The 26461-nt window shown below is 54.6% G+C and carries 23 protein-coding genes; 10 read left to right on the top strand and 13 right to left on the bottom strand.

Annotated features, from left to right (window positions below; all coding sequences use genetic code 11):
• The first annotated feature begins 71 nt into the window (after positions 1–71).
• Together topB and M8N44_RS09705 are read left to right on the top strand one after the other, a co-directional pair.
• Positions 72–2705, top strand: a complete 2634-nt coding sequence (gene topB, locus M8N44_RS09710) for a DNA topoisomerase III (protein ID WP_102728551.1) — start codon at positions 72–74, stop codon at positions 2703–2705.
• Positions 2706–3037: 332 nt separating this feature from the next.
• Positions 3038–4210 (top strand): hypothetical protein, encoded by a 1173-nt coding sequence (locus M8N44_RS09705; RefSeq protein ID WP_102728552.1) that lies wholly within the window; start codon positions 3038–3040, stop codon positions 4208–4210.
• 27 nt (positions 4211–4237) lie between these two features.
• Here M8N44_RS09705 and M8N44_RS09700 read toward each other — a convergent pair whose 3' ends face one another.
• The 3 genes from M8N44_RS09700 to acnA form a co-directional block, all read right to left on the bottom strand.
• Positions 4238–5101 carry an aldo/keto reductase gene (locus tag M8N44_RS09700; protein WP_218957692.1) on the bottom strand — a complete coding sequence of 288 codons (864 nt, stop codon included), beginning with the start codon at positions 5099–5101 and terminating at the stop codon, positions 4238–4240.
• Positions 5102–5186: 85 nt separating this feature from the next.
• The gene (locus M8N44_RS09695) at positions 5187–5852 is read right to left on the bottom strand and encodes a peptidoglycan recognition protein family protein (RefSeq protein ID WP_022396802.1); all 666 of its coding nucleotides are present in this window, start codon (positions 5850–5852) and stop codon (positions 5187–5189) included.
• A 190-nt stretch (positions 5853–6042) separates the two neighbouring features.
• Positions 6043–8796 (bottom strand): aconitate hydratase AcnA, encoded by a 2754-nt coding sequence (gene acnA / locus M8N44_RS09690; protein ID WP_102728554.1) that lies wholly within the window; start codon positions 8794–8796, stop codon positions 6043–6045.
• A gap of 317 nt (positions 8797–9113) precedes the next feature.
• Here acnA and M8N44_RS09685 point away from each other — a divergent pair, with 317 nt between their 5' ends.
• From M8N44_RS09685 to M8N44_RS09670, 4 genes are all read left to right on the top strand, one after another.
• Complete coding sequence (locus M8N44_RS09685) at positions 9114–9320, top strand: hypothetical protein (protein WP_022396800.1); 207 nt, start codon at positions 9114–9116, stop codon at positions 9318–9320.
• A gap of 71 nt (positions 9321–9391) precedes the next feature.
• Entirely contained in the window at positions 9392–9730 is a 339-nt protein-coding gene (locus M8N44_RS09680; protein WP_022396799.1) for a DUF2752 domain-containing protein, read from the top strand.
• 116 nt (positions 9731–9846) lie between these two features.
• Positions 9847–10422 (top strand): L,D-transpeptidase, encoded by a 576-nt coding sequence (locus tag M8N44_RS09675; protein WP_215451306.1) that lies wholly within the window; start codon positions 9847–9849, stop codon positions 10420–10422.
• A 144-nt stretch (positions 10423–10566) separates the two neighbouring features.
• A complete protein-coding gene (locus M8N44_RS09670; protein WP_146019166.1) occupies positions 10567–10794 on the top strand; it encodes a hypothetical protein in 228 nt (75 codons plus the stop codon).
• A gap of 250 nt (positions 10795–11044) precedes the next feature.
• Here M8N44_RS09670 and msrB read toward each other — a convergent pair whose 3' ends face one another.
• Both msrB and M8N44_RS09660 read right to left on the bottom strand, forming a co-directional pair.
• A complete protein-coding gene (gene msrB / locus M8N44_RS09665; RefSeq protein WP_102728555.1) occupies positions 11045–12172 on the bottom strand; it encodes a peptide-methionine (R)-S-oxide reductase MsrB in 1128 nt (375 codons plus the stop codon).
• A 130-nt stretch (positions 12173–12302) separates the two neighbouring features.
• Entirely contained in the window at positions 12303–12803 is a 501-nt protein-coding gene (locus M8N44_RS09660) for a hypothetical protein (protein WP_146019165.1), read from the bottom strand.
• 218 nt (positions 12804–13021) lie between these two features.
• On the opposite strand from M8N44_RS09660, the gene M8N44_RS09655 reads away from it, so the two are divergent.
• On the top strand, positions 13022–15214 hold the full coding sequence (locus tag M8N44_RS09655) for a M60 family metallopeptidase (protein WP_180975208.1): 2193 nt from the start codon (positions 13022–13024) through the stop codon (positions 15212–15214).
• A gap of 74 nt (positions 15215–15288) precedes the next feature.
• Here M8N44_RS09655 and M8N44_RS09650 read toward each other — a convergent pair whose 3' ends face one another.
• Entirely contained in the window at positions 15289–16404 is a 1116-nt protein-coding gene (locus M8N44_RS09650; RefSeq protein WP_102722273.1) for an RtcB family protein, read from the bottom strand.
• A gap of 129 nt (positions 16405–16533) precedes the next feature.
• Here M8N44_RS09650 and M8N44_RS09645 point away from each other — a divergent pair, with 129 nt between their 5' ends.
• On the top strand, positions 16534–17451 hold the full coding sequence (locus M8N44_RS09645) for a LysR family transcriptional regulator (protein WP_102722236.1): 918 nt from the start codon (positions 16534–16536) through the stop codon (positions 17449–17451).
• An 11-nt stretch (positions 17452–17462) separates the two neighbouring features.
• Here the strand turns inward: M8N44_RS09645 and M8N44_RS09640 are convergent, their stop codons facing one another.
• The gene (locus tag M8N44_RS09640) at positions 17463–18695 is read right to left on the bottom strand and encodes an MFS transporter (RefSeq protein WP_102722237.1); all 1233 of its coding nucleotides are present in this window, start codon (positions 18693–18695) and stop codon (positions 17463–17465) included.
• A gap of 244 nt (positions 18696–18939) precedes the next feature.
• Between M8N44_RS09640 and M8N44_RS09635 the strand changes: the two genes are divergently transcribed.
• On the top strand, positions 18940–19503 hold the full coding sequence (locus M8N44_RS09635) for a cob(I)yrinic acid a,c-diamide adenosyltransferase (protein ID WP_180971007.1): 564 nt from the start codon (positions 18940–18942) through the stop codon (positions 19501–19503).
• A gap of 521 nt (positions 19504–20024) precedes the next feature.
• Here the strand turns inward: M8N44_RS09635 and M8N44_RS09630 are convergent.
• From M8N44_RS09630 to M8N44_RS09620, 3 genes are all read right to left on the bottom strand, one after another.
• Positions 20025–20627 (bottom strand): hypothetical protein, encoded by a 603-nt coding sequence (locus M8N44_RS09630; protein WP_102728557.1) that lies wholly within the window; start codon positions 20625–20627, stop codon positions 20025–20027.
• 114 nt (positions 20628–20741) lie between these two features.
• Entirely contained in the window at positions 20742–21062 is a 321-nt protein-coding gene (locus M8N44_RS09625; RefSeq protein WP_146019650.1) for a hypothetical protein, read from the bottom strand.
• 104 nt (positions 21063–21166) lie between these two features.
• On the bottom strand, positions 21167–23284 hold the full coding sequence (locus M8N44_RS09620) for an RHS repeat domain-containing protein (protein WP_102728558.1): 2118 nt from the start codon (positions 23282–23284) through the stop codon (positions 21167–21169).
• 104 nt (positions 23285–23388) lie between these two features.
• Here M8N44_RS09620 and M8N44_RS09615 point away from each other — a divergent pair, with 104 nt between their 5' ends.
• On the top strand, positions 23389–23634 hold the full coding sequence (locus tag M8N44_RS09615; RefSeq protein ID WP_102722262.1) for an alpha-isopropylmalate synthase regulatory domain-containing protein: 246 nt from the start codon (positions 23389–23391) through the stop codon (positions 23632–23634).
• Between the two features lie 102 nt (positions 23635–23736).
• Here the strand turns inward: M8N44_RS09615 and M8N44_RS09610 are convergent, their stop codons facing one another.
• From M8N44_RS09610 to M8N44_RS09600, 3 genes are all read right to left on the bottom strand, one after another.
• Positions 23737–24513 carry a hypothetical protein gene (locus tag M8N44_RS09610; RefSeq protein WP_146019651.1) on the bottom strand — a complete coding sequence of 259 codons (777 nt, stop codon included), beginning with the start codon at positions 24511–24513 and terminating at the stop codon, positions 23737–23739.
• Between the two features lie 31 nt (positions 24514–24544).
• A complete protein-coding gene (locus M8N44_RS09605) occupies positions 24545–25006 on the bottom strand; it encodes a hypothetical protein (RefSeq protein ID WP_146021141.1) in 462 nt (153 codons plus the stop codon).
• 215 nt (positions 25007–25221) lie between these two features.
• Positions 25222–26292, bottom strand: a complete 1071-nt coding sequence (locus M8N44_RS09600) for an RHS repeat domain-containing protein (protein ID WP_205575925.1) — start codon at positions 26290–26292, stop codon at positions 25222–25224.
• Positions 26293–26461: the final 169 nt, after the last annotated feature.

Below are 26461 nucleotides of genomic sequence, written 5' to 3'. Positions count from 1 at the left end.
ATGCAACGCGCCGCAGATGCGGGAAAGGTTGCCGCCACTGTTTACCACTTCTATTTTTCCGAGCCGCCGATATGTCCAAAACGTTAATTATAGCAGAAAAGCCGAGCGTCGCCACTGATCTGGCGAGAGTCCTCGGCAAGGAGCTTGGGAAATTCACCCGGGACAAATCCGGCGCGTTTTACCAGAATGACCGGGCCATCATCACGTCCGCCGTGGGCCACCTGCTGGAACAGAAGAAGCCCATGACGGAGGGCGGCAAGTCCCTGCCATGGAAGTTCGACTATCTGCCCGTCATCCCCAGGACGTTTGAACTGGAACCCATCAAACAGTCGGAAGACCGCCTGAAAAAGGTTCTCCAGCTCGCCAAAAGCAAGGACGTGACGGAAATCGTCAACGCATGCGATGCCGGGCGCGAAGGGGAGCTCATTTTCCACAACCTGGTGCGTTACGGAAAATGGACCAAGCCTGCGCGCCGCCTGTGGATGCAGTCCATGACGGATGAAGCCATCCTGAATGCGTGGCACAGCATGCGGAGCGAGGCCGACATGCAGCCCCTGACGAACGCCGCCGTGTGCCGTTCCGAATCAGACTGGCTGGTGGGCCTGAACAGCACCCGCGCCCTTACCATCCTGCAATCCCGCGGAGGCTTCAACGTCACCCCCGCCGGACGCGTGCAGACCCCCACGCTGGCCATTCTGACGCAGAGGGAACTGGAAATCCAGGCGTTTGAACCGGTGCCCTATTCGGAAGTGTGGGCGGAATTCGGCGTGCAGTCCGGCTCCTACTCCGGCCGCTGGATTGACCGGGACTGGAAAAAGGACGACAACCCGCAGTCCCGCGCGGAACGCATCTGGGACCCGGAACAGGCGACCGTCATCCGCGACCGCTGCCGCGGCAAATCCGGCACGGTGACGGAGGAAAAGAAACCCGTCACAACCATCGCCCCGCTGTTGTATGACCTGACCTCCCTCCAGAGGGAAGCCGCCAACCGCTACGGCTTTTCCGCCAAGCGCACGCTGCAGCTGGCCCAGGAGTGCTATGAAAAGCACAAGGTGCTCACCTATCCCCGTACGGACTCCCGCTACCTGCCGGAGGACTATCTGGGCAAGGTCTACGGCATCGTGGGCACGGTGGCGGAGCAGGACCCGGAATTCGCCACTTTTGCGAAGGACATCCTGGACAACAAGCGCATCAAGCCCAACCGGCGCGTGTTTGACACGAAAAAGGTAAGCGACCACTTCGCCATCATCCCGACCGGCAAGATGGAAAAGCTTACCGGAGACGCGCAGAAACTCTTTGAAATGGTCATGGCCCGCTTCCTGGCCGTCTTTTTCCCCCCCGCCGTGTTTGAGGACACGCGCAGAACCACGCTCATTGCCCACCAGGGCGGCGTGACGGACGCCTTCCTAACCACGGGGCGCGTGCTGGTGGAACCGGGCTGGCAGGCCGTCTACGGACGCAAGGCGGGCAGTTCTTCCAAGGAAGAGCTGGTGCCCGTCCATGACGGGGAACAGGCTGCCGTGCGTGAAATTGAAATCCGCAACGCCATGACCAAGCCGCCCGCACGGTACAATGAAGCCACGCTGCTGGCCGCCATGGAAGGCGCCGGAAAGCTGGTGCATGACGAAGAACTGGCCGCCGCCATGAGCGAACGCGGCCTGGGCACTCCCGCCACCCGCGCCTCCATCATTGAAGGCCTGATTTCCCAGGAATACATTGTCCGGGACGGCCGCGAGCTTCTGGCGACGCGCCGCGGGATTGAACTGATCGCCCTGCTGGAACGCATCGGGCTGAAAACGCTTACCTCCCCCAGCCTCACCGGGGAATGGGAATACAAGCTCAAGCAGATGGAGCAGGCCGCCCTGCCGAGGGACTCCTTCATGGAAGGCATCAAGACTCTGACCGGGGAAATCGTAAAGAGAGTGAAAGACTTCCGGGAAGCCCAGCAGCAGGTGGAACTGCCGGAAATGGAACTGGACTGCCCGTCCTGCCATGCCCACGGCCTGAAAAACACGCTGGACGCCGTTTCCTGCCGTTCCTGCAAGTTCAGCATCCGCAAGGTCATCTCCGGCCGCGACATGACGGATGAAGAGCTGAAAACCCTCATTGTGGACGGCAAGACGGGAATCCTCCACGGATTCACCTCCCGGTTCGGCAAACCCTTTGAAGCGGGGCTGGAGCTCAACGACAAGTTCCGCGCCACGCTCTACTTCCCGGCACGGGAGGAGGACGAAGCCGCCGGGACGGAGGAAGCCGTGAAAGTGGCCTCCGTCACCATCCCGGACATGGGGGAACACGATGTGATGGAAACGGCCAAGGCCTGGAAAGTCCCTTCCCTGGCCATTGGAAAGGAAAATGCCGCCGTCTCCGTTTCCCGGACCATCCTGGGCCGTGAAATTCCGCTGGACCAGGTGTTGAAGATTCTGGCGGAAGGAAAGTCCGACCTGATGAAGGGCTTCATCTCCCAGCGCACCAAGCGCCCGTTTGACGCTTATCTGGTCTTCAATGCGAAGACGGGCAAGATCGGCTTTGAATTCCCGCCCCGGGAAAAGAAATATCCGGCTAAAAAAGCTGCGGCCAAGTCGGAAGACAAGGAAAAAGCTTCGGCTTCCAAAACGGCCAGGACGCCCAAAACTGCCGGGAAAGGCGCGGGAAGAAGCGCTAAAACGGCAGAGGCGGCTCCTAAAAAAGGGAAGAAGCAATAACTGCGGTCCGAGGATTTTCTCCGGATGCGCGGTCAGGGTGGCATGAGGCCGCTGATTGGAGGGAATGATGAGGGGCGGGAGCTCCTCACTCCCGGGCAAGCCAAATTCAGTTTCCCTTGCTTCTTCCAATTCCCCCCGGTTTGTCACGGTCTCCCGCCCGGGAAAAAGGGCCTTCCGGCCCTTATCGGCCCTGCATGGCCTCCGGATGACATGTGATGAGGCCGTTTTCCCCTTTCTTGTTCCGGGTTCCCGATGCAGCGGCGGTCAATTAAAAGCTTTTATCCGGCCGGCCCTGTTGTTAGGGTTGCAGTTGCAACCCTGTGTTCCTGACGATGAAACTCCTTCTGCTTGCTGTGCTGGTATGGTGCGGCGCGGTTTGTGCGCCGGCTGATGAATATGCCTTTCCGGGCGAACGGGAATGGATATCCAAGCTCGGAGATGTGGTAAAAGGCAGTTTTCAATCCTGCACGGGTTCCAGATTGGCGCTTAAAACGGGGCGGAAACGTGTGGAAATTCCGCTGAACCGCCTGGATGAGGAAGACGCGGCGCTGGCGGCTTCCCTAACGGGCACGGCGGCGCGCCGGGACCTGAAGCTGGCCGCGATGCTCTGGCCGTTCCTGATGAAGGAACTGGAAAAAGCAACGTGGACGCCGGTGGAAAAAGACATCACTCCCCGCTATAATGAAGCGGCCCGGAAAAACCCCACCAGAACCTTGACGGGAACCAGGAAGGTGGACGGGCTGGTCTGTACCACCTCCCTTTCCGCCATCAAGGGCCCTCCGTTCCGAATCCAGGAATACTGCCGCCCGCAGGCGCGCCCGGAAAGCGGGAGGGGGCAGAAAAACTTTGACATGGTTCTGGACCAGGGAAGCCTTTACGCCTATTACGATACCGGAAAAGGCCTGCTCATTCCCTCCAAATACATGCCTGAGGAACGGACGGAAATGCGCGCTCCCGTTTCCTCCCTGCTCCCTCCGGGCGAACGACTCGCCGCAAGGGAGACAAAATCCTACAGCAATGCGGACTACTCCCTGTCCATGGAAAGCCGCCCCGTCAAGGGAGCCTATGAAACGTGCAAGCCCAATTCCCTGGGAAAAAAGAAGCTGGTGATGTACTGGAATACGGAGGGCAAAATGGTCTGCGGCATCATGAAGCTGGACTACGACAACATGCGCGTTGCCGCCCTGTTTGACGACCAGCGGAAGCTGATGAACGCTCCGGGACTGGGGTATGCCGTGATTCTTTCCCGCCTGGACAAAAAAGGCCGGGACTCCAGGGAGGACGGCCGTTACTACCATGTGGCGCTGGCCGCGGACGGGCTGCCCGTGTACCACCATGAAGGCCCGGAGGACGAGGCCGCCATGAACCCGCTGCTTTACGGGAAACTCCGTGATTCCGAAAAGAAAGCGGCGCTGGCGGAGGAAAGAAAACGCGAACAGGCATTCCGTGCCAGGCAGGAAGCTCGCCAACGCCTGGTGGAATCCGCCAGGAAGCGAAGAGAATAGTCCGTCCTTGAATCTTTTCTGGAAAGATTACTCCTCGGAAAGATGGTCCGGGTGAATGGAGTAGTGCCCGGGGGCGTCCAGCGTGTCAATAAGGGCCATGTCTTCTCCGTCCAGGGAGAAGCCGAAAACGTCCAGGTTGGCTTTGATTCTGTCCGCATGCACGGATTTGGGGAGGGGCACGATGCCGCGCTGGAGTTCCCAGCGGAGGCATATCTGGGCTACGGATTTTTTATGCTTGTCCGCGATGCGGCGCAGGACGGGTTCCTCCAGTACGCCTCCGCGGGCCAGGGGGCCCCATGATTCCACCAGAATGCCGTGTTCCCGGCAGAAGGCGACCGCTTCCGTCTGGTGGTACCTGGGATTGATTTCCAGCTGGTTCACCATGGGGATGGTATCGGCTTGTTCCATCAGGGCTTCCAAATGGCGGGGAAGGAAGTTGCTGACGCCGATGGCCCTTGCCTGGCCCTCCTTGTAAAGGCGCTCCATGGCTTTCCAGGTTTCCCTGTTCAGATCTCTGTAGTCCTTCTCATATCCGGCGGGGATGGGCCAGTGGATCAGGTACAGGTCCAGATAATCCGTTTCGAGGCGGTTCAGGGAGGCGTCAAAAGCGCTCAGGGTGCTTTCATAACCCTGGTCCGTGTTCCAGACTTTGCTGGTGATGAAGATTTCCTCCCGCGGAATGGAGCTTTCCCTGACGGCGCGCCCCACCGTTTTTTCATTGCCGTATACGCTGGCTGTGTCAATGAGGCGGTAGCCTGCTTCCAGCGCGTCAAGAATGCTCCGGGTTCCCGACGTGTCGTCCGGGGCCAGGTAGGTTCCGTAACCGATGCCGGGAATGGGGAGGCCGTTGCTCAGCCGCTGCGTATCTCCGGGGGAAGTGATGATTTTCATACTCTTCATGAAGCACCCTCCGCCGGAAACGGTAAAGAGAACGCCTTGTCATGAGTGCGGCATGCGCGGCAGAAAGGGGGAGGGATTATTTCCCGGCCTGGAGGCAGCGGTAGTAATAGTCCACGCGGGAGATGAACCAGCTCCATTTATAGCCGGGGCGGCCGTTGGTCATCAGCGGGGCGGGGCAGTTCTTGCCGGACCAGTAGTTGTGGGGCACCACGTTGCGCAGGGGGACGTTGTAGCGCATCATCAGCAGGGCCGCCAGCTTGGCTGTCTTGTTGTAGATGACGACGGGGTTGTGCGTGGTGCATTCGCACATTTCAATGGCTACGGAGTATTGGTCGCCCGGGCCGGAGTGGTCCGCGTGGTGGCCCGTTTCCGTCGTGGGAATGTGCTGGTACGCGCCGAACTGGTCCACCGTGAAGTGCCAGTTCAGGCTGCGGGATTTGCCGCTGTTCAGGTAGCGGGAATGGGCGTTGGCGTCTCCCTTGGGGTTGGCGGTGCTGTGGATGGTGATGAAGCGGGGGCGCATGGAGGCCGCATGCCTGCGGGCATACGTGCTTTTGGGCATGTAGGAGACGCGGATGCCCACCTCACGGCCCATCTGGTTGGACGTGCGGGGGACTACCGGGGCTTTTTGAATTTTGAAGGAGACGGCCGGCGGTCTCATTTTATCGTTCTGCGAGCAGCTGCAGAACGCCAGGGCGGCGAATACGGCAAGAAAGCCCGTCCAGACAGATCTATATTCCATGTGTTTGTTCTAGAAACAGCCCGGAAGGATTGCAAGCAGAATTTGGAATTAGTTCAAGTGAACTAATCAAGCCGTGTCATGGAGCTGCGGGTGCTCCCGGAGAGGAAGGCGCCAGACGGGCCGCGCCTTCGGGGGGAAGGGCGGCCCGTCTGGAAAGGATGCGGCGCCGGAAAAGCCCGGCCAAGCCGCGTTATTTGAGGATTTGAGTGAGGACGTATTGCAGGATGCCGCCCGCCAGGTAGTATTCCTTTTCAATGGGCGTATCAATGCGGACGATGACGGGCACGTCAAACGCCTCCGCGTCTGCGGGCTGCACGCGTAGCGTGACCTGCTGGCGCGGGGCGATGCCGTTGTCCAGCCCCAGGATGGAGAAGGTGGCGTCCTTCAACGGGGCGATGCGGTCGTAGTCCGCCTTGTCGGCGAAGTTGAGGGGCAGCACGCCCATGCCGATGAGGTTGGAACGGTGGATGCGTTCAAAGCTCTTGGTGATGACGGCCTTGACGCCCAGCAGGTTCGTGCCCTTGGCCGCCCAGTCGCGGGAGGAGCCCATGCCGTAGTCTTCTCCGCCGATGACGATGAGCGGAACACCGTCCTGCGCGTAGGCCATGGCTGCATCATAGATGAAGGCGGGGGTTCCGGCGGCAGGGGTTATTTTCTTGTCCGGGGCGGGAATGGAGCGGTTGCCGAAGTACAGCGTATAGCCGCCTTCCGTGCCGTCCACCATCAGGTTTTTGATGCGGACGTTGGCGAAGGTGCCGCGGGTCATCACGCGGTCGTTGCCGCGGCGGGAGCCGAAGGAGTTGAAGTCTTTTCTGTCCACCCCCATGCCTTGCAGGTACAGCCCGGCGGGGCCCGTTTCCCGGATGGCTCCGGCGGGGGAGATGTGGTCCGTAGTCACGGAGTCGCCAAAGATGCCCAGGGGGCGGGCGTCCCGGATGTCCGCCAGCGTGCGGGGCTGGCCGTTGAAGCCGCAGAAGAAGGGCGGGTCCTGGATGTAGGTGGAGTTTTCATTCCACTGGAAGACGGAGCCCTCCGGCGCATACACGGCGGCCCAGCGTGGATTTTTGTCCGGCGTGATGGTGTATAGTTCCCGGTACGCTTCCGGATTGCGGGATTTGGCGACGGCTTCCGCGATTTCCCCGGAGCTGGGCCAGAGGTCTTTCAGGAAGACGGGCTTCCCGCTGCGGTCCGTGCCCAGCGGTTCCGTCTGGAAGTCGATGTCCACGCGTCCGGCCAGCGCGAAGGCGACGACCAGCGGAGGGGACATCAGGAAGTTGGTTTTGATGGAAGGATGGATGCGCGCTTCAAAGTTGCGGTTGCCGGAGAGGACGGAGGCGGCCACGATGTCATTGTTCCTGACCGCCTGTTCCAGTTCCGGATTCAGCGGTCCGGAGTTGCCGATGCAGGTGGTGCAGCCGTAGCCGACGGTTTCAAAGCCCAGGGCGTCCAGGGATTCCTGGAGCTGGTTGGCCGCAAAGTAGTCTGAAGCGATGCGGGAGCCCGGCGCAATGGACGTTTTTACGTGCGGCGGCACTTGCAGGCCCAGCGCGACCGCTTTTTTGGCGAGCAGCCCGGCGGCGAGCATCAGGCCCGGATTGGAGGTGTTGGTGCAGGAGGTGATGGCGGCGATGAGGATGCTGCCGTCTTTCAATTCCGCCTCCTGGCTGAAGCCTTCCACCGGAACGGGAACGCCAGCCGGAGAGTGCATGGTGACCTTGACCGCCGGGGATTCCTTTTTGCCGTAACCGCCTTCCGCCGCGGGCATGCCGGCGAGCTTGCGGAAGCTGTCCTTGATGGAGGCCAGGCGGATGTGGTCCTGCGGGCGCCTGGGTCCGGAAACGGCGGGTTCCACGGTGGACAAGTCCAGTTCCAGCTGAACCGTGTAGTCCAGTTCTCCATTGCGGGGCATTCCCCACAGGTCCTGGGCCTTGAAGTAGTTTTCGTACGTGGCGATGGCTTCCTCGCTCCTGCCTGTCTGGCGCAGGTAGTCGGAGCAGCGTTCGTCCATGGGGAAGAAGCCCATGGTGGCGCCGTATTCCGGGGCCATGTTCGCTACGGTGGCGCGGTCCGCCAGCGGGAGGGCCGCCGCTCCTTCCCCGAAGAATTCCACAAATTTGCCTACCACGCCGTGGCTGCGCAGCATCTGGGTGACATGGAGCGCCAGGTCCGTGGCGGTCACTCCTTCACGGAGTTCCCCCGTCATGTGGACGCCCACTACTTCCGGCACCAGGAAGGTGACCGGCTGGCCGAGCATGCCGGCTTCCGCTTCAATGCCGCCCACGCCCCAGCCCACGACGCCGATGCCGTTGATCATCGTGGTGTGGGAATCCGTCCCTACCAGGGTGTCCGGGAAATAAACGCCGTCCTTTTCCATGACGCCCTGCGCCAGGTATTCCAGATTCACCTGGTGGACAATGCCCACGGAAGGGGGCACTACGGAAAAGGTCTGGAAAGCCTGCTGGCCCCATTTGAGGAATTCGTAGCGTTCCGCATTGCGCTGGAACTCGATGTCCAGGTTCTTTTCCAGGGCGTCCGTGCGGCCTGCCCAGTCTACCTGGACGGAGTGGTCCACCACCAGGTCCACGGGAACCAGCGGTTCAATGACGGAAGCGTCTTTTCCCAGTCCGGCCACGGCGGAGCGCATGGCGGCCAGGTCCACCAGCAGCGGAACGCCCGTCAGGTCCTGGAGGACGATGCGGGCCACCGTAAACGGGATTTCATAGGAACCGGGATTTTTGGCGTTCCAGGAGGCCAGGTTGTCCACATCCTTTTCCGTTACCTTCAGGCCGTCGCAATTGCGGAGCAGGGATTCCAGAACGATCCGGATGGAAACGGGAAGACGGTTCAGGCGGGGATAGCCGTTTTCCGACAGGGCTGGCAGTGAATAAAACTGTCCCGGGGTTCCGGTTCCCGTGGTGAACGTGCTCTTGGCAATCTTGGTCATGATGCGGAATAGAGGGTTAACTGTAAACAGGCGGCTGCCCTCCTGGCAGTCGCGGGTACTATACAGGCCAAATATGATAAGGCAAGGACTCTGTGTGACGGGGGGAGGATTTTTCCCCCTCTCCCGCAAGCGTGGAAATTCCTTTTTGCACGCGTGCTGCCGGTTTTTTCCGGCGTTTTTGCCTGTAAGACGCGCAGGAACTGACAACAGAACCAGGAAAAACTTGTAGAAGCACGGCATTTTGTTTAGATGGCAAGGATTTGCGTCTGGCATCCTGCTGTGCGCACCCCAATAAAAATCAAACTGGATTAAAGAATATGTCTGAGTTAGAAAGACCAAACAATACGCTTGCCATTTGTGCCCTCGTCTTTGCCGTTTTATGCAGCCTCGTAGGCCTCATTCTGGGCATCATAGGCCTCAACAAATATCCCGACAAGAGCAACGGCAAGACGATGAGCCTTATTGCCGTGATTCTCAGCATCGTCCTGATGCTGGTCGGCGGCTGGACTGCCTGGCGCAACTGATAAAAGGCTTCACCAGGCTCGTGAATCCAAGGCTTGCGGAGAACCGAAGATCCGCAGGCCTTTTTCATGGAATGAAACTGTTTTTCCTGTATCTGGCGCTGCTGGCTGCGGCATGCGCGGTGCTCCTGCTGGTGGATGACCCTTCCCGGTCCGGCTGGCTGCCGGAGTGCCTTTTCTATAAAACCACGGGTTATCTTTGCTACGGCTGCGGTTCCACCAGGGCCCTGCATGCCCTGCTTCATGGCCATTGGCTTGATTCCCTGCGGTACAACGTGCTGCTGGTTCCCACGCTCATCTGGCTGGGAACGCTGTTTTTCATCAGGGACAAGACCGTATTCCTGAGGGTGCTGACCGCCGGCGTGGCCGTACTTGCCCTGTTTACCGTGGCGCGCAATATTCCGCTGTCGTGACGGCCGCTTTTTTCCGGTTTCCGCCTTTTGCGTGCATGCCGGAATTTTGATAGAGTGCGTCATGAAACATTGAAAATAAGTTCGCGGCATTGTCCAACCCTCTGAAAGGGTTAAAGATGATGAACGCGAAAAAAACCTTATCAATTATTGCAGGAGCGGCAGCGGGAGCGCTGGTGCTGGCAGCCTGTTCAGGGCCGCAGGAAGAGAATTTGCGCATGGTGCCCCTGACGGTGCCTACGACCATGCCCATGACTTCTTACGGGCCGAATACGAGAGTGGTGGTGGCCGGGGTGGATTATACGGAGGTGCATGACGAGTGGATGAACCAGGACATTATGAAAAAAGCCACTCCCGGCAATACGCGGGTGGTGATCAGCCGCGGAAGCCAGAGGGGCCAGCTGATGGTGGGGGATGAAGTAGCCATGGATTTTCCCGTCTGTCTGGGGACCGCTTCCCACCGCACGCCCGTGGGCCATTTCCGCATTACGGAAAAGGCGGTGCACCACGTCTCCAATTTATATGATGCCTCCATGCCCTATTTCATGCGGCTGACGGACAGCGGCATCGGCATGCACGTGGGACCCGTTTTCCAGACGCCCCAGTCACATGGATGCATCCGCATGACCCGCTCCTCCTGTGTGCCGCTTTTCAAGACCGTTAAAGTAGGTACTCCCGTCACGATCGTGCAGTGACGCGGAGGAGAAGGCGGATACCGTTGGCGGAGAAGAGCTCCTTGCCTCCCTCTTGTGGCAGGTGAGGGGAATCCGGCGCTGGCAGAAAATGGTTTTTATTTTTATGATATGTTCATGGTCAAAGAATCGGGACGATTTCAATAGATGGATGAAAGCGTTGAAAATAAAAAACTCATTTTTTTAACACAAAACGCGCCTGGCCGTCGCTATTTCAATGAACGGCATGAAGATAAACGGCATTTGCTGCAAGTCGTATTGCCCCAACAACCCAAATCCTCCATGGCCTGCTGCCGATTGCCCACTCTCCATTCATCGGCAGCGGCATGGATGGAGGGCGTTTTTTTCAAACGCAGGCGTACCGGAATTGGTTGACTGCCTGCGGCCCGGGAAGCAGCCTTCATGAATCTTCTTCCGGAGTACTACTTTTATCCCTTTCCGGAACCTCTTATGCATGGGACGCCGCATTCAGCATCTTTGTTTCCTGTCTCCCGTCTTACAGCATAAGTGCGCATGGAATCTTGCATGGAACCGAGAGCCGGTTCTTTATCCGGCCACACTTCGTCCTCCGGATTTTTAACGGATTGATGGATAGGTGAGGTTCACCTTCCGTTTTTTCCATAAGCTACTTTTCCCCGGATTTTCTGTCCGCTGCCTCCCGGCGAAGCTGGGGCAGGTATTTTCCATACCCCTGCGCTTCCATATCCTGTTCAGGAATGAATTTCAGGGAAGCGCTGTTGATGCAGTAGCGCAGGCCGCCGCGGTCCTTCGGGCCGTCCGTGAAGACGTGCCCCAGATGGGCGTCCCCCGTTTTGCTGCGGACTTCCGTACGGCGCATGCCGTGGGAAAGATCCTGTTTTTCCTGAATCAGTTCTTCCTTGATGGGCCGGGAGAAGCTGGGCCAGCCGCAGCCGGAATCAAACTTGTCCGTGGAAAGAAACAGGGGTTCCCCCGTCGTAACGTCCACATAAATGCCGGGCTTGTCGTTATTGAAATATTCGTTGCGGAAGGGAGGTTCCGTCGCATTGTTCCGCGTAACTGCAAATTGCTCGGGCGTCAGGCTGCGGCGCAGCTCGTCATCCGGTTTTTTCCGGTAGACGGGAGCGGCTTCCCTGGCCTGGGCCGCCTCCTGGAACTTGCCGGGCGGAATATGGCAGTAGCCGCCGGGGTTGTTGTCCAGATAGCGCTGGTGGTATTTTTCCGCCCGTGAAAATTGACGCAGGGGTTGAACTTCAATCGCCACGGGCTGCTTGAAGTGCTGCTGGAGCCGTTTCAGGGAGGCTTCTATAATCGGCTTGTCCTTCTCATCCGTATAATAAATGCCCGTGCGGTATTGAACTCCCCTGTCGTTTCCCTGCTTGTTGACGGAAACGGGATCAATGATGGAATAGTATTGTTCCAGCAGGAACGGGAGGCTGAGTTCTTCCGGATCAAATACCACTTTTACCGTTTCCGCGTGGCCCGTGCGTCCGCTGCAGACTTCCTCATACGTGGGGGAGGCAGTGGAACCGTTGGCATACCCCACTTCCGTTTCCTTGACTCCGTGAATCAGGGAGAAGTACTTTTCCACTCCCCAGAAACAGCCTCCTGCCAGATAAATCGTTTTTAAATCCTTGTTGTCCATATGATGTCTGTTTTTGTTGCCTGCCTGTCCGTTTTCTCCGCAGGAGAACAGGGAAAGCATGGCTACTGCGGCCAGAATGGCGCATGCCAGTCCGGCCAGGGTCCATGGTCCGTGGTAAATACGTTTCATAAACGCTGTATGGGGTCGTCTTCCGGTGCGGGTGCAGTTGCTCCCTTGGCTGAAGAACCTGCCGTTCCACAGCTTTTCCGGGAAGATGAAGGATTAGACAACGCCGAGCCTGTTCCGTTCGATGCCTGTGTCAACGTCCCCCCGATTCCTCCGGCTCTTCCGGTTGCATCATGTTTTTCAGCCACTGGTAAACCGCCCGGTCGGCAGCGTCCGGTTTTCTGCTCGTCTGCATGCTGAACCCGTACCTGGTGTGGAAATTGAAAACCGCCAGGGAAGGGCTCAGGCCGATGGAGAGCCCGTCCATCCGTATTTCCACTTCCTGCGGGTCATGGGTGGTGAAGTCAAGGCGCCCGGCATTGCTGACGGACCCCGCATAATGTTCCAGGAAGGGCTGGATGCCGGCCAGGAAGGAGGAGTCCAGGGCCATGGGATGATTTTCCGGGGAAGAAGCTTTCCTGATAAGAATTGCGGGAGGCGCTGTGGCGGAATGAGCGGCTCTCAGCGTATTCAGCGGAACGTTCCACAAAAAGGAGAACAGTCCCGTGCCCAGGAGAAAGAGGGGAACGGCCAGGACGGCAATCCATTTGCCCGGCTTGTTTCCTGATTGATGACGGGACCGTCTTCCGTTCATGAAGGATAACATGGCATAATGTTCCGTGGGGGTCCATGAAAGAATTGGACCGTGGAGCAGAGGAAAAATCCCGTCCTTGCATCAGGGGATTTTGCGCCATCACAGGGATAACATGAAAAACGCACGCTGGAAATCATGTATAGTATCATCAGGGCCCAGTACTATTTATGAAAAGAGAGCTGATTTTATCTCCGTTTTTTTTATTTTTCATTTTTTTAATGTTTGCCGCGAATTTGTCCCTTGCGGAAAAATATCCTTCACTGGACGTTCCGGAGGACATCCCGCTTCAAGTAAGGGAGGCTTCTTCCCTTCAGTCCCCCTACTCAGGAGGCCATTCCGTAAAGCAGGCTGTGGACGGTTCTCTGGAATCCGCCAACTGGCATGTTCCCGGAGCGCGGCATGTGGAGGGGGAATTTGTATTTGAAGTGCCGGACACCATTCATTACATCACCTTTTCCGGAGCCAATTTCAGTGAAGTTTCCGTGTCCGCCATGTCCGGCTCGTCGTGGAAGAACCTTGGAAAGTTTGATATAGGCGGCTCCAAAATGATCAGGTTTAAAAACCCTCTTCAGAAAGTTCAGAAAATCAAAGTGGAGGTTGATTACCCTGAAGGAGCTTCCCCGGCGTTTACCGTACGGGAGATCAGTTTTTACAAAAAGGCGGAATCCACGCTCAACCGGCAATTGCTGAAAGTGTTCAGAGACACGAGCTGTTCCTCCATCAATCCCAGGTGCACTCTGGCAGACCTCAAGGCGCTGCCGGAGTTTTTGCAGCTCATTGCGCGGAAAGTGAAATCCGGCGCCTATGAAGACAAGGAATTCCGCATTGCGTCCTACAAGGCTTACAGCCATCCGGAGTTTGCCGCCAAGGTGAGAAATATCAACGCCCTGAACAAATTTGACAATCCCACCGGAATTGCTGCGGAGAAAGGAGATGAAATCCTTGTATTCGTGGGTCCCACCCATGGAGAGGATATTGCGCTGGCTTCCGTTTCCCCGGCGGGAATCGAATCTTCCACCTATCCCCTGAATGAAGGAGTAAACAAAATCAAAATCAACCGTTCGGGATTGCTTTATGTGATGTACCACACCGATATCAGCACGCCCAAGAAGCCTGTGAAGGTGCACATCCCCGTGGGCAGCGGGACGGTGAACGGATATTTTGACGTGACGAGGCACACGGACAAGGACTGGAAGCGGATGATCGGCAAGGCCCCCCACAGCATGTTCGACATCGTGGGGCGGTATTCCATGATGATCCTTCACACGGAATATCTGAAGGCTTACAGCCCGGATTCCATCACGAAATCCGTCAGGGTGTGGGATGAGAGCGTCAGGGCCATGTGGAAAATCATGGGCTTTGACAAATATCCCCAGCCGCATAACAACCGGCAGCTTGGAGTTTCCGTAGAAGGCGGAGCCCATATGTTCGCCACCTGGTATTACTGCGGCTACAGCGTCGGGGATCAGGGAAATACGCTGAAAAATGAAGTGCTCGCCCCCGGCGTTCTTCAGGGGAACCGCCTCTGGGGATTCGGGCATGAAGTCGGCCACTGCTACCAGCATCCGTTCAACTGGCGCAGCATGTCTGAAAGCTCCAATAACTTCTTCGCCCAGTTGATCCTGGACCAGGTGACCAACCCCATTAACGGCAATGAACTGGCCTCCGACATGGAAAACCCGTGCAAGTACCTGCTGTCAGAGGCGGTAAAGGGCCTGCCGTTCCATGATCTGAACGGCTGGGCCAAGTGGGGTTTTGCCCAATATTCCTTCTACCTGTATTTCCATAAGCTGGGCATCAACCCGGAATTTTATCCTGCGCTGTTTGAATCATTGCGCCGCAAGCCGCTTTCCAGGCAGGCGTATGAGGTTTCCGAGGCTCATCTGGCCCTGTATGAACGCATCTGCAATGTCAGCAGGACGGACTTTACTGATGACTTTGAAATTTTCAATTGGTTCGTCCCGATTGACCACAAAGGGAACCAGTATGGGGATTACAGCTTCAAGATGACGGAGGAAATGGCCCGCGCCTCCAAGGCCCGGATCGCCGCCAGGCGGTACCCCAAGCCGAAATTCCGCATCGCTTTCCTGCACCAGCATGGGAAAACGGTCGATTTGTGGGGACAGAACCTGCATGGTTCCCAGCTCAACGGGTATTGGACCAAATACAAGCAGAACGCGAAGCTCAGCCCGTCCGTGAGCGCCTCCAAAAAGGACAGCATGATTATTGTGCGGAATGGGGAGAATGCGGCCGCTTTCTGCGTAGTGACCAACGGAAAGGTGGTGGGTTATTATGACCGCCAGAAGTTTGATGTTTCCGGCGTGGAATGGAATGATACCTCCAAGGTGTACGCCATTCCGATTCAGACTGCGGAACCCTATAAGCTGATTTATTCCGCCACGCGCTCCTGACCTGGTTCCGGAGATTAGCGAAAGTCCCTTCCGGAAAATCTTTTCCGGAAGGGGCCGGGCGTTGGGGCGTCCTGTTATTCGGGCGCCTTGAAGTTGTACACGGGCCTGATGCGTTCCACGATTTCCGCCGTTTCATGGATGTTGCCCAGCACGCTTTCTCCATCCTTGTAGGCCATCGGCGCTTCATCCAGCGTAGCGCGGGAGACGCAGGTGGAGAAAATGCCCTGCATGGAAGCTTCGAATTCCTCCAGGGAAAGGTTGGCTTTGGCCTTTTTGCGGGACATGCTGCGGCCTGCGCCGTGCGGGGAGGAGGAATTGAATTCCTCGTTCCCCCTGCCAATGCAGATGACGGAGCCGTCCCGCATGTTCAGGGGAACGATGAGCTTTTCTCCAAGTCCGGCCCGGACGGCCCCCTTGCGGATGACGTTGTCTTCCGCAATGTAGTTGTGCACGGTGTCGAAGATTTCCAGGTCCGCGGCATCGTCCAGTAGCTCATGCAGCATCACGCGGCGGTTCAGGGCGGCGAAGCGCTGGGCCACCTTCATGTCCCGCATGTAGTTCAGCGTATCTTCTCCCTGCAGGTAGCAAAGGCCTTTCTTGCGTTCCTTGAGATAGGCGTCCGGGCAAGTGGCCACGGCGATCTTCTGGTAGCGCTCCGCAATCTTCAAGCCGAAGTTGCGGGAACCGGAGTGGATGCACAGAAAGGCGTCTTCCGTTCCCTGTGCTATTTCAATGAAGTGGTTGCCGCCGCCCAGGGACCCCACGGAACGGCGGTGCCTGTCTTTCTCCGTTCTCAGCACATCCACGCAGATGCGGGAGATTTCATCATCCAGTTCCGGATCATCCAGCAGGGCCTGGTGGACGGCGGAACGGGTGTTCCAGCCGAACGGGACGCGTTCGCGCAGGCGTTCGTCAAACCGGGAGAAATCCGGCAGACCGGCCAGCCTGGCCGTAAGCACTCCGCAGCCGATGTCCACGCCGATCAGGTTGGGAATCACCTTGTCCGTTTTCAGTTCAGCGGTGAAGCCGATGACGCAGCCGGCTCCGGCATGCACGTCCGGCATGATGCGCACCCGGCTTCCTTCAAAGGCGGGGTGGTTGCAGACGTCCCTGATCTGGGTGCGGGCCAGGTCTTCCAGTTCATCCGTGAACACGCGGGCTTCCGTGTATTTTCCGTCGATGGTGATCATGGTTTTATTTTCTTTTGGTTGAAGGGCGGGGGCCGCGGAAAGCGGCGCTGCGCCCTGTGACTCCGTTACCATAGCGCATTTACTGACTCTTGCATTATGCAAGTATTCATATAATATGACTTTAAAGTTATGTTTGAGCACCTTTTCGCAGAACGGGGGCTGTCCCTGGACCGCCTGAAAACCCTGATAGAAGTGGCCAAGGCGGGGAGCATTGCCGCCGCCGCGCGCGGGGACAGCGCACGGCAAAGCCTGTATTCCCGCCAGATCAAGGAACTGGAGGAATTCTTCGGCGTGGAGCTGGCGGCCCGCCGCGGGAAAGTGCTGGCGCTTACCAGGTCCGGATGGGAACTGGTGCGCCTGGCCAGCGAAAGCCTGTGCCTGCTGGACGATTTCAAAAGCCGGAGCCGGAACCTGCCCTACCGGTTCACCATCGGCGCCGGAGACAGCCTCCACGCGTGGGTGGTTGCTCCCGTGCTTGCGGACATCCAGCAGCGCGGCCTGCCGTGGCTCTTTGCACTGGAGAACATCCGCAACAGTGAAATTCCCCTCAAGCTTCAGAACATGGATGTGGACTTCGGCATCGTGCGCACCAGCGCGCTGGCGGCGGAAGGGCTGGAAAGCCGGGCCATCTGCTCCATGGATTATGCGCTGTACGTGCCCGCGGCCCTGGCCGGAAAAAAGGTGCGGGGAAGGGAGGAGGATTTTTCACGCCTGCTGGGCATGTTCCCCCTGGCTACGCTGGGGAGCGGTTCCGGCTTCCATGCCTCGCTGAAACGGAATTGCGCGGAATTCGGCATCAGGCTGCGGGTGCAGTGTGAAACGCAGTCCTTTCCCTTTGCGGCGCGCATGCTGAAAAGCGGGGCGTTCATGGCGGTTCTCCCCTGCATGGCGGAGGCGGAGCTGGGCGGGGGATTCGTCAAGGTCACCCATCCTGCGCTGGACAGGCTGTCCCGCAGTATTTCCCTGGCCTGGAATCCCCGCCTGCTGCGCGTGAGGCCTTCCGCCCGGCGCGTGATTGACGTTTTTTCCGCTCCGGAACGGGAATAGCAGAAGAGAAATCAATCCGAATCCACGCCAAGCTTGTTCTTCCGGTAGTGGTCCAGGGAAATGCGGTAGAAGTACACGATCGCCAGCAGATTCAGTAGCGCGCCTGCGCCGAAGGCCCAGTTCAGGTTCAGGTAAGCGTAAATCTTGCCCCCGAAAAACATGCCCGTGCCCACCCCGATGTCAAAAGCCGTGAAAAACGTGGAATTGACGGCGCCCCGGTGGCCGCGGTCCGCCATGTTCAGCTTCATGGTCTGGAAGGTGGGGATGAAGATGCCGAAGCCGAAGCCGATGAGGATGGCGGAGGTATAATAGACCCATTCCAGCGGCGCAAACGCCAGCGCGCCGAAGCTGACAGTCAGGATGCCCAGCGAGATGACGGAAAGTTCCGCCACGCGCCCGCGGTCGATCTGCCGGCCCACCATGAACCGGGAGACCAGCATGCCCAGCCCCATCAGCGCATAAAACAGCCCGGCATACTTGAAACCGTACATTTTCCCGTACAGGGCGGAATACACGGCCACAACGCCGTAGGAGAAAGAGGCGATCATCACATTCACCGCCAGTGGAATGCCCACGCGCAGCACCAGGCGGTCCAGCACCTTTTTGGGCGTTTCATGCACGGACTCCTGAACGGGGCGCCTGGGGGCGCGGATGAGGGAGGCGATGCCCGCCCCAGCCAGGCACAGGACCAGGGAGCTCCACGTAATCACGTAAAAACCGTACTGCTGGTATACCTGGAGGCCGATGACGGGTCCCAGGCACATGCCCAGCGTCATCGTCATGCCGAAAAAGCCCAGGCCCTCCCCGCGGCGGGAAGGGGGGATGATATCCACGGCCATCGTCGGACCGGAGGTGGTCATGCCGCCCCAGATCAAGCCCTGCACGAAGCGCGTCAGGAAAAACGCCAGGGCGGTGGCGGCCACGGCATACCCTGAAAAGGACAGGGCCAGCAGGATATAAACCGTGATGTAAATCTTCTTGCGGTCCCCGGTATCCACCCGGTGCGCGAACCAGGGGCGGGAAATGATGGCGGCCAGCACGTAAATGGACATGATCCAGCCCAGCCAGCCGGAGGAAACCTGCAACTGCCCCGTCAGGTACAGCGGGAGAACGGGCACCAGTTCGAAGAAGGCCAGCCCCATCATCAGGTTGGCGCAGCAGGCCAGGACGTAGCCCCGCGTCCAGAGAGGCACTTTGACGGGCGGTGCGGTTTCCGCTGCCAATTCATCTCTGGTCCGGGTCATGCAGGGGTTGTACAGCCATCGGAAAAAGTTTCAAACGGTTGACGTGTCATGGCGCAGTTCCTGCCCTGGAAAGGAATGGCACAAGATATTTTAACCACAATGGACAAAATCCCCGGGTGATTGGGTACTGGGAACAGGGCCAGCGGATGGACGGCTGTCCGGAACATCGAATTTGCGCCGTTGGCGAGGTGGGATGCCTTCTTTTTTGCGTGCAGGGCCGCGCAGGCATGGTAGGGTACAGGGTATGAGCGTGATCACCAAGCGTGGAGACAGCGGAGAAACGGACCTGATGTTCGGCAAACGGAGCCCCAAGACGGCCCCGCGCATTGAAGCTTACGGAACGGTGGATGAATTGAATTCCCTGATTGGCGTAGTGCGCCATTCCGGAGTAAGCCCCCGGACGGTGGAAATGCTGGACGGCGTTCAGGCGCGCCTGGTGGGGGCCATGGGGGAACTGGCTACGCTGGAGGAGGATTTGCCCAAGTATGACGCCAAGGGTTATGCCCGCATTACGGCGGAGGACGTAGCATGGCTGGAGGAACAGGCCCATCTGCTGGAGAAGGAATGCGACATCCGCTTCAAGGGGTGGGCGCGCCCCGGCAAGGAGGGGTCACTGGGTTCCGCCTATCTGGACCTGGCCCGGTCCGTCTGCCGCCGCGCGGAACGCCGGGTAGTGGCACTGAGGCTGGACAATGCCTTGAGCAACGTGAACACGGCCCTCTTCCTGAACCGCCTTTCCGATCTTTGCTGGGTTCTGGCCCGCTTTGAGGCTCTGGACGTAAAAGAAAAAGAGAGAAATCAGGAATAATACACCTCTCACAGCTTGTGGCCTGGGAGACTTGAAGTCTCATTCCGTTTCTAATGTCTCTGTACTGGGAGAATTCTCTCATTCTGGTAATGGAAAAGTCAACAGGTTTTTATGTGGAACAATTGAATCATATAAATCATCATTGATGTATTCCCTTTGCCATTGATGCAGGCATAGATTAGAGAAAGAGAACAATCTATTTTTTAAATCAATGATTCAAAGATTTAAATTTCAGGGAGCTTTATTCAAAATATGTCTCTAGAAATAATTTATGCTTAATATAATATTCTTCTATATTAGGATATTTCTTCTGGAATTATCGAAATTGGCGTATATTATATGTTAATTGATCAATTAAAAATTATAGAAAACAATTAAATTAAAATCCACTTTCGGTGCTATATATTACATTATTATTTAAAAGGCAAAATGATAGTTAGGAAATCCGAATAACGTAAGGCACACTTTTGCTCTTCTCTTTTCTATTTATAAGGGCAAATGACTTTTCGATATCATACGAACTAATCTTGACGTGCGAAACTTGGAACAAATTTTTTCATAATTTTCTCCACCATTTTCGCATGATCTTTAAATGTGGTACCATTTTTAAACAAAAACAGAAGTGTTTGGTAATTTGCATTCCAGCCTTTAATTCGATTCAGGTAAAGTGCGAATACTTCCTTGTCTGTTTCACTGTAGAACAAATCGTAATACTGTGTTCTGATAATTTTGGTAGTCAATGCATTCCTGAAAAAGTCAGTCAGTATGACTTCCCTTGGAGACTCAAAACCACGCGGGACATAAAACTCCTTAGTTAAAAACCCGTAGGTTGAAGCCCTGACTTCTAATGATTTTTTTTCATTGTGTAATATAAGGGTATGCAAGTTTTCTTCCGGAATAGGAGCATCTCTCCCTATAGTGGGACTAAACGAAATTCCACTGGCAGGATCAATGATAAAGCTGTCTGGGTAACTAATGACAAAGCAGTTAGAAAAACGTTCCCGTTCTTCGCCTTCACCAAAGGTTGTCCACTTATCAGGTAGTGCGGTATCTTCGGCCACAATGAAACATCCCAGCCATAAAAACAAGGCCACGGGAATAAGGAGGAATTTGATCGGATTCATGGCAAGGGGGGCATGGGGTAATTATCACTGTCGATAATTTTAGGTTCCCAATGGTTTTTCTTAGCATCAAGTAGCTTAAGCTAGTTCCCTTAATAAATATGAAAATTCATTGTTTTAATTTAATTTAAGAAATCCCTCTCGGGACAATGTGTTTTCTATATATGAACTAATGTCCGTGGATGGATGACATTTTTTCTCTTCATATGCTGCATCAATATTTATTTGAAACCATTCGGGGAATTTGGACAAACGCCCCCCATACCATATTTGGACCTTATCACCTTTTCTTTTGATGAGGATAATATCTTGCGGAATAAATGTTGGAATGAGGCTTTCCTTTTCATAAATATAAAAATTATCATCAATTCCATTGCTTGGTTTATATGAAATGATTTCCAGATTTTTAATATATGTTTCGCTTTCTAAATTATTCAATCCATGCTTTATATGAAAAAAAATATAGATAAAATTAATGATATATATTGTAAAAATAGATAAGATAATGAGGGATACGTATTTTATTATTTTTTTCATAAAAATTAAAATGGAAAAAATGCATTAACTTTTCCTGTGTAAAGAAGAACTTTACATTTTGTATTAGCTTCTAAACGTGCTTTTAGAATAGGAGATTCTCCCAGATGGCAACTTCTCAATTCGAGAGTACATTCTGAGCAAAATTTAATATTTTTAAACATATTAGATATTAAAGTTGATTTTTTACTTTCTTGGAGTCTTCTATCACCCCAATAAGCAAAAACTCTAGGATAAGAACCACTAGAACTCCCATGCATAATAACAGTCAATTTTTTAATACATTGACATGACAGACATTCAGAGTTAGGATTAAAATCAGATGGCGATTTTGTTGTTTTGTTTGCTAATAGATCGTTAATTCTTCTATCCCACCAAGTAGCATTTTGACATAAGGCATGGTAGGTTATACTAATCTCATATTCTACTGTTTCATAAGCACTTGGGTGTAATTGTAATCCATTTAATGCCCATCCTTGATAAGGGCTATTACCTAAAAGGTCTATGAAATATGAGGGCACGTTTTTTACAAACCCATACAAATTCCACTCACTCTGTTCCTGAATGGGATCTCTGTTAATCCACCTGCCGTCTGCTGGATTGAGGTGCCGATAATTATAGTAGACAAGTCCCAGTTCGTCATCCGAGAACTCGCAGGAAAACCTGAACTTGTTCTCCCGGGCCATATCCCCTTCTTCCGTGATAGGACTTCCGAAGGGAGCATACTCGTAGCGGGCTTGTTGTTTCTGCTGACCGTCGAAGATGGAAGTGACATTCTTCAAGGCATCGTACATGAAGTAGAGATGCTCTTTTACTTTCATTCCGTTCTCCTGCCAGCATGTCATCATCAGGATGCGCGTTGCCATGGGTTCCGTCGGGTCCCACAGGTAGCTCTTTACCAGCAAAGGTTCGGGATGCGTCAAATCCAGCTCGGCTACCTGCAAATAGTCCCGGTACAGGAACCAGCAATGGCTGGATACTGCCCCATTGACGGTGGCCTTCTTCTCGAAGCGCCTTCCTCGGTAGTCGTAGCCGCAGGTGATGGTTGTTCTGCCATCCTGGCTGGTGAAGACGATGGGGCGGTCGTTGGCGTCGTAACTGATTTCCCAGATACCTGTCGAGGTCCTGATGCGGGTCTGGTTGCCGTCGGCGTCGTAGACGGGGGTAAAATGTTCTTCTCTCCCGGCAATCTCCGCGTACTGGTTAAGACAGTTGGCATCGTAGGATACTTCCTCTTCCAGTTCCCGGACTGTTTTGCGGTTGCCGATGTTGTCGTAGGAATAGATAAAGCTTCTTCCCCGGCTGATCCGGTCTTCGACCAGCTCGCTGCGGCTGTTGTGGGTGAAGTTTCTGGTGGTTGCAGGTGTGGCGACATCCCAGGAGTCCCGGCGCTGGATGGGACGCCCCAGGGCGTCATAATCGTACTCATGGCGGCCCGCTGATTCACCATTTGCTCCCTTCCTGTAACCGATGGCGGTTACGAGGTTGAGCCTGGGATGGTAGGTATTGCAGCGGACCATGCCGTTGGGGTAGGTGAGATGGTTGAGGAAGCCGCTGGTTGGATCGTATTCCCAGGTAAAGGAAGATGCCAAACCTTCCAGATTCATCCCGATGATGTCACCTTTGGAGTCGTAGTCAAGATAGGAGTGCTGCACGGTACGGGTTCCAAGCATCAGGCGGCAGCCGGCCGAACGGCCAAAGGGATCGTATTCTTCCTGAAGAGAGCTTTCCACGGTTCCAAAGGAAGTGTCCTGAATCATGTTGCCGTAAACATCGTAGGAGCATTCCCTGATGCCGGAGGCGTCCCGGACGTAGGTCATTTGTCCGATGTGGTTGTAGGTGAACTTCCATCCTGGCGTATCGTCACTGTGGGAGACGGAGACAAGTTCTCCGGTGAGAGGAGCATAGGCGTAGGTAGTGACGATTCCTCTGGCTTTGGTCAGCGTCTCCAGACGGTTAAATTTATCGTAAGTCTTGATTGTGGAGGAGCCGTCGGCATAGGTCTTTTTCACTTTCAATCCCGTGGCTTCGTCATAGAGCCCCGTGGTGGTATCTCCGTCGGTTGGGTTGGAAGGATCAGAGGTAATGTCTCCCTCATCTGCCCTGAAGGTAGTCAAGGTAACCATATGGTCGGCTTCATCGTAGGCGAAGCATGCGGGCTGAATGGCGGTGCCGTACTCGGCTATCTTTCTGCCGCTCCCTGACGCGCTAGTGCCCGGAACTGGAGCAAATGTACCTGATCGACTACAAGGTGCGCGTGCTCTCTCCCACCCGGACGAACATTCCGGACGCGGCGGAAGAAAACGGCACCGGCTCCAATGTCCGCGTTCTCATTGAATCTTCGGACGGCGTCGCTTCTTGGACCACGGTGGGCGTTTCCTACAGCATCATTGAGGCCAGTCTAGAAGTTCTGGCGGACGCCGTCACGTGCAAGCTCTACAAGACGGAGCAGGCCAGATGGCGCGCGGAATGCTGATAAACGGCGCCCCTGAAGAACTGACCTCTTGACGATCGTTATATTCTCTCTGAAGCGCAAGGCGGCTTCCGCCAGGAAGAGAAGGCGTGCTCCAGGTAAAATTCATTTAAATTTTACTTCATCCGGTGTTGGCATGTTTTCCGGAAGATCAAAGGGAGGGATTGTGGGACAATGGTAATGAAGTATATGGGGAGCCTGTTTCGTGGTCAGGGGATGGCTTTTAGGTTTAAAGTGAAATACTTGAACGGTACCTGGAGATTCATTGGCATAACAATGGTTTTCAACGTCGTACATCAATGTCCAGTTGACGGTTGAAAAAATGCCGTACCGTTTGTCCCTTCCATGTTGGTCCCTTTTGGTGTATTCGCCCAACTGGGCGATTCCCTGGACAACCACGCATAAATAAGGGCGGCTTCCCAGGCTTACAGGCTGTTGCCGGCCATTGTGGAAAATGAGTTCCTGGTTGAATGGAATGATTAAAACCGGAAGCCATCCGCGGGAGCAGGGCCATTCCGGGAACATAGATAGGTATTTCCATTCCTTTTGTACGACCGGCAGTTGATTTCTCGTGACCATCCATAAATAATCACGGCAAAGAGGCTGTCTCAACATCATCCATAATAGAGGGGGAGGCATCGTATTGCGGTTGTAGGCCTGTATACATTCCTCCCCGCAGCCAAGTATAAAACTCAATCCCCAAAGCTGGGAGTCCAAGTCAAAGCTCCGTTCCTCTTCACACCATCCCACTAACTGCCGGTAGCTGCAGATGCAACTGACTGCCTCCGGATTGATTTTCACCAATACCGTCTTGTTATTCGGAGACGGCATATGGAATAAATCGACACTGGCATGGAGCGACTGAAGTGGTAGTAATCCCATAAGTATGCAATAAATGAAAATACGGAAACAGTTAGCAAATATCTTTTTCATTTTTTTCTTTCTTTTTCCACTCTTCGAGAATCTCTTCTCTTGATTTATTCATTTTGATCATATTCGGATTTAATGTTTTGAGTTCATGGTGTCCCGTTGATGTTCTAAGAATTGTAATATCAGAAGTAAAAAAATGAATAAAATTACATTCTTTATTCCCTGTCTTTACTCTGAATATTCTCCTAAGTGGAGACAAAATATAAACGGATTTTATATGTCCTGTTTCATGAAAACAAGCAATCGTTTTAATATTTTTATTCGCTAGAATTTTTTCCATTAAGGGATGTATTGTTACTCCATTTTGTCCCGCAAAAATTGGAGCTCTTGTTTCTCCCTTTCCGTGTGAAATCATTACGGCAAATTGTAATGCATCAGGTTTATTCTGTTGAGAAGCTTCTGTTGCTGCTTTAAAAGCCTCCTCCGGAGATATTTGATTATTCAAAGAAGTTTTTGAATCGTCATTAAAATAATTTATTAAAGCGTTAACATCTCCTTCATAAATATCCCCATTAAAATAAATTCTTTTCTTTTTTATTTGTGTGGTTAGATGAGTTTTATAGAATTGTAAATTTTTTTCTATTTTACTTGATTCTTTTACTATATTTTCTCTATCTTTAGTAAATGTTATTAATTGTGTTTCATCATTATGAAAAGATGTTACAATAAATAATTTTTTCCCAATATATCTATACAGTTTATTACTCTATTATCAAGGAATCCATACAAATTCCATCCACCCTGTTCGACGATAGGATCGCGATTGGTCCACCTGCCGTCTGCGGGATTGAGGTGGCGGTAGTTGTAGTAAACCAGCCCTAGTTCGTCGTCCGAGAACTCGCAGGAGAAGCGGAACTTGTTTTCCTGCGCCATGTCTCCTTCTGTGGTGAGAAGGCTACCAAAAGGCGCGTACTCGTAGCGAGCTCTTCTCGTGTGTTGTCCATCAAAGATGGAAGTAACATTCTTCATGACATCGTGCATGAAGTAGAGATGCCCTTTTACTTTCATTCCGTTCTCTTGCCAGCATGTCATCATCAGGATGCGTGTGGCCATGGATTCCGTCGGATCCCACAAATAACTCTTTACAAGCACAGGTTCAGGATGCCTCAAATCCAGTTGGGCTACCTGCAGATAGTCCCGGTACAGGAACCAGGAATGACTGGCGATTGCTCCATTGACAAAAACTTTCTTCTCAAAGCGCCGTCCCCGGTAGTCGTAGCCGCAGTTGATGGCAGTCCGGCCATCCTGGCTGGTGAAGACGATGGGGCGGTCATTGGCGTCGTAGGATACTTCCCAGATGCCCGTTGAGGTCCTGATCGTGGCCTGGTTGCCGTCGGCGTCGTAGACGGGTTTAAAATGTTCTTCTCCCCCGGCAATATCCACGTACTGGTTAAGGTCGTTGGCATCGTAGGAAACTTCCTCTTCCAGTTCACGAGCGGTCTTGCGGTTGCCGATGTTGTCGTATTGGTAGCTGAAGCTTCCTCCCTGGCTGATCCGGTCTTCGACCAGCTCGCTGCGGCTGTTGCAGGTGAAGTTTCTGGTGGTTGCAGGAGTGGTTCCATCCCAGGAGTCCCGGCGTTGAACGGGACGCATCAGAGCGTCGTAACCGTATTCATGGCTGGCCGCCGATTCTCCATCCGCTCCCTTCCTGTAACCGATGGCGGTTACGAGGTTGAGCCTGGGATGATAGATATTGCTATGGCCCAGCCCAAAGGAAGCGTCCTGGGTCATGTTGCCGCAAGCGTCATAGGAGAATTCCCTGATATCAAAGCGTCCCTGACGGAGGTCATCTGCCCCAGATGGTTGTAGGTAAACTCCCATCCGTCGTATCGTCATTGTGAGAGACAAAGACGAGTTCTCCGATAAGGGATGCATAGGCATATATTGTCGCAATGCCGCG

This window comes from Akkermansia massiliensis (assembly GCF_023516715.1).
GTDB lineage: Bacteria > Verrucomicrobiota > Verrucomicrobiia > Verrucomicrobiales > Akkermansiaceae > Akkermansia > Akkermansia massiliensis.
This window is presented reverse-complemented; position numbering and strand designations above follow the sequence as displayed.

Bases quoted from the DNA above. Each gene is read 5' to 3' on its own strand.
- M8N44_RS09650 (WP_102722273.1), bottom strand. From the start codon at position 16,404: ATGATCACCATCGACGGAAAATACACGGAAGCCCGCGTGTTCACGGAT.
- M8N44_RS09655 (WP_180975208.1), top strand. From the start codon at position 13,022: ATGTTTGCCGCGAATTTGTCCCTTGCGGAAAAATATCCTTCACTGGAC.
- M8N44_RS09620 (WP_102728558.1), bottom strand. From the start codon at position 23,284: ATGGTTACCTTGACTACCTTCAGGGCAGATGAGGGAGACATTACCTCT.
- M8N44_RS09685 (WP_022396800.1), top strand. From the start codon at position 9,114: ATGTCTGAGTTAGAAAGACCAAACAATACGCTTGCCATTTGTGCCCTC.
- M8N44_RS09660 (WP_146019165.1), bottom strand. From the start codon at position 12,803: ATGAACGGAAGACGGTCCCGTCATCAATCAGGAAACAAGCCGGGCAAA.
- M8N44_RS09705 (WP_102728552.1), top strand. From the start codon at position 3,038: ATGAAACTCCTTCTGCTTGCTGTGCTGGTATGGTGCGGCGCGGTTTGT.
- M8N44_RS09635 (WP_180971007.1), top strand. From the start codon at position 18,940: ATGAGCGTGATCACCAAGCGTGGAGACAGCGGAGAAACGGACCTGATG.
- M8N44_RS09600 (WP_205575925.1), bottom strand. From the start codon at position 26,292: ATGACCCAGGACGCTTCCTTTGGGCTGGGCCATAGCAATATCTATCAT.
- M8N44_RS09695 (WP_022396802.1), bottom strand. From the start codon at position 5,852: ATGGAATATAGATCTGTCTGGACGGGCTTTCTTGCCGTATTCGCCGCC.
- topB (WP_102728551.1), top strand. From the start codon at position 72: ATGTCCAAAACGTTAATTATAGCAGAAAAGCCGAGCGTCGCCACTGAT.
- M8N44_RS09645 (WP_102722236.1), top strand. From the start codon at position 16,534: ATGTTTGAGCACCTTTTCGCAGAACGGGGGCTGTCCCTGGACCGCCTG.
- M8N44_RS09640 (WP_102722237.1), bottom strand. From the start codon at position 18,695: ATGACCCGGACCAGAGATGAATTGGCAGCGGAAACCGCACCGCCCGTC.
- M8N44_RS09675 (WP_215451306.1), top strand. From the start codon at position 9,847: ATGATGAACGCGAAAAAAACCTTATCAATTATTGCAGGAGCGGCAGCG.
- M8N44_RS09670 (WP_146019166.1), top strand. From the start codon at position 10,567: ATGGATGAAAGCGTTGAAAATAAAAAACTCATTTTTTTAACACAAAAC.
- acnA (WP_102728554.1), bottom strand. From the start codon at position 8,796: ATGACCAAGATTGCCAAGAGCACGTTCACCACGGGAACCGGAACCCCG.
- M8N44_RS09610 (WP_146019651.1), bottom strand. From the start codon at position 24,513: ATGGGATTACTACCACTTCAGTCGCTCCATGCCAGTGTCGATTTATTC.
- M8N44_RS09615 (WP_102722262.1), top strand. From the start codon at position 23,389: ATGTACCTGATCGACTACAAGGTGCGCGTGCTCTCTCCCACCCGGACG.
- M8N44_RS09630 (WP_102728557.1), bottom strand. From the start codon at position 20,627: ATGAATCCGATCAAATTCCTCCTTATTCCCGTGGCCTTGTTTTTATGG.
- M8N44_RS09680 (WP_022396799.1), top strand. From the start codon at position 9,392: ATGAAACTGTTTTTCCTGTATCTGGCGCTGCTGGCTGCGGCATGCGCG.
- M8N44_RS09700 (WP_218957692.1), bottom strand. From the start codon at position 5,101: ATGAAAATCATCACTTCCCCCGGAGATACGCAGCGGCTGAGCAACGGC.
- msrB (WP_102728555.1), bottom strand. From the start codon at position 12,172: ATGAAACGTATTTACCACGGACCATGGACCCTGGCCGGACTGGCATGC.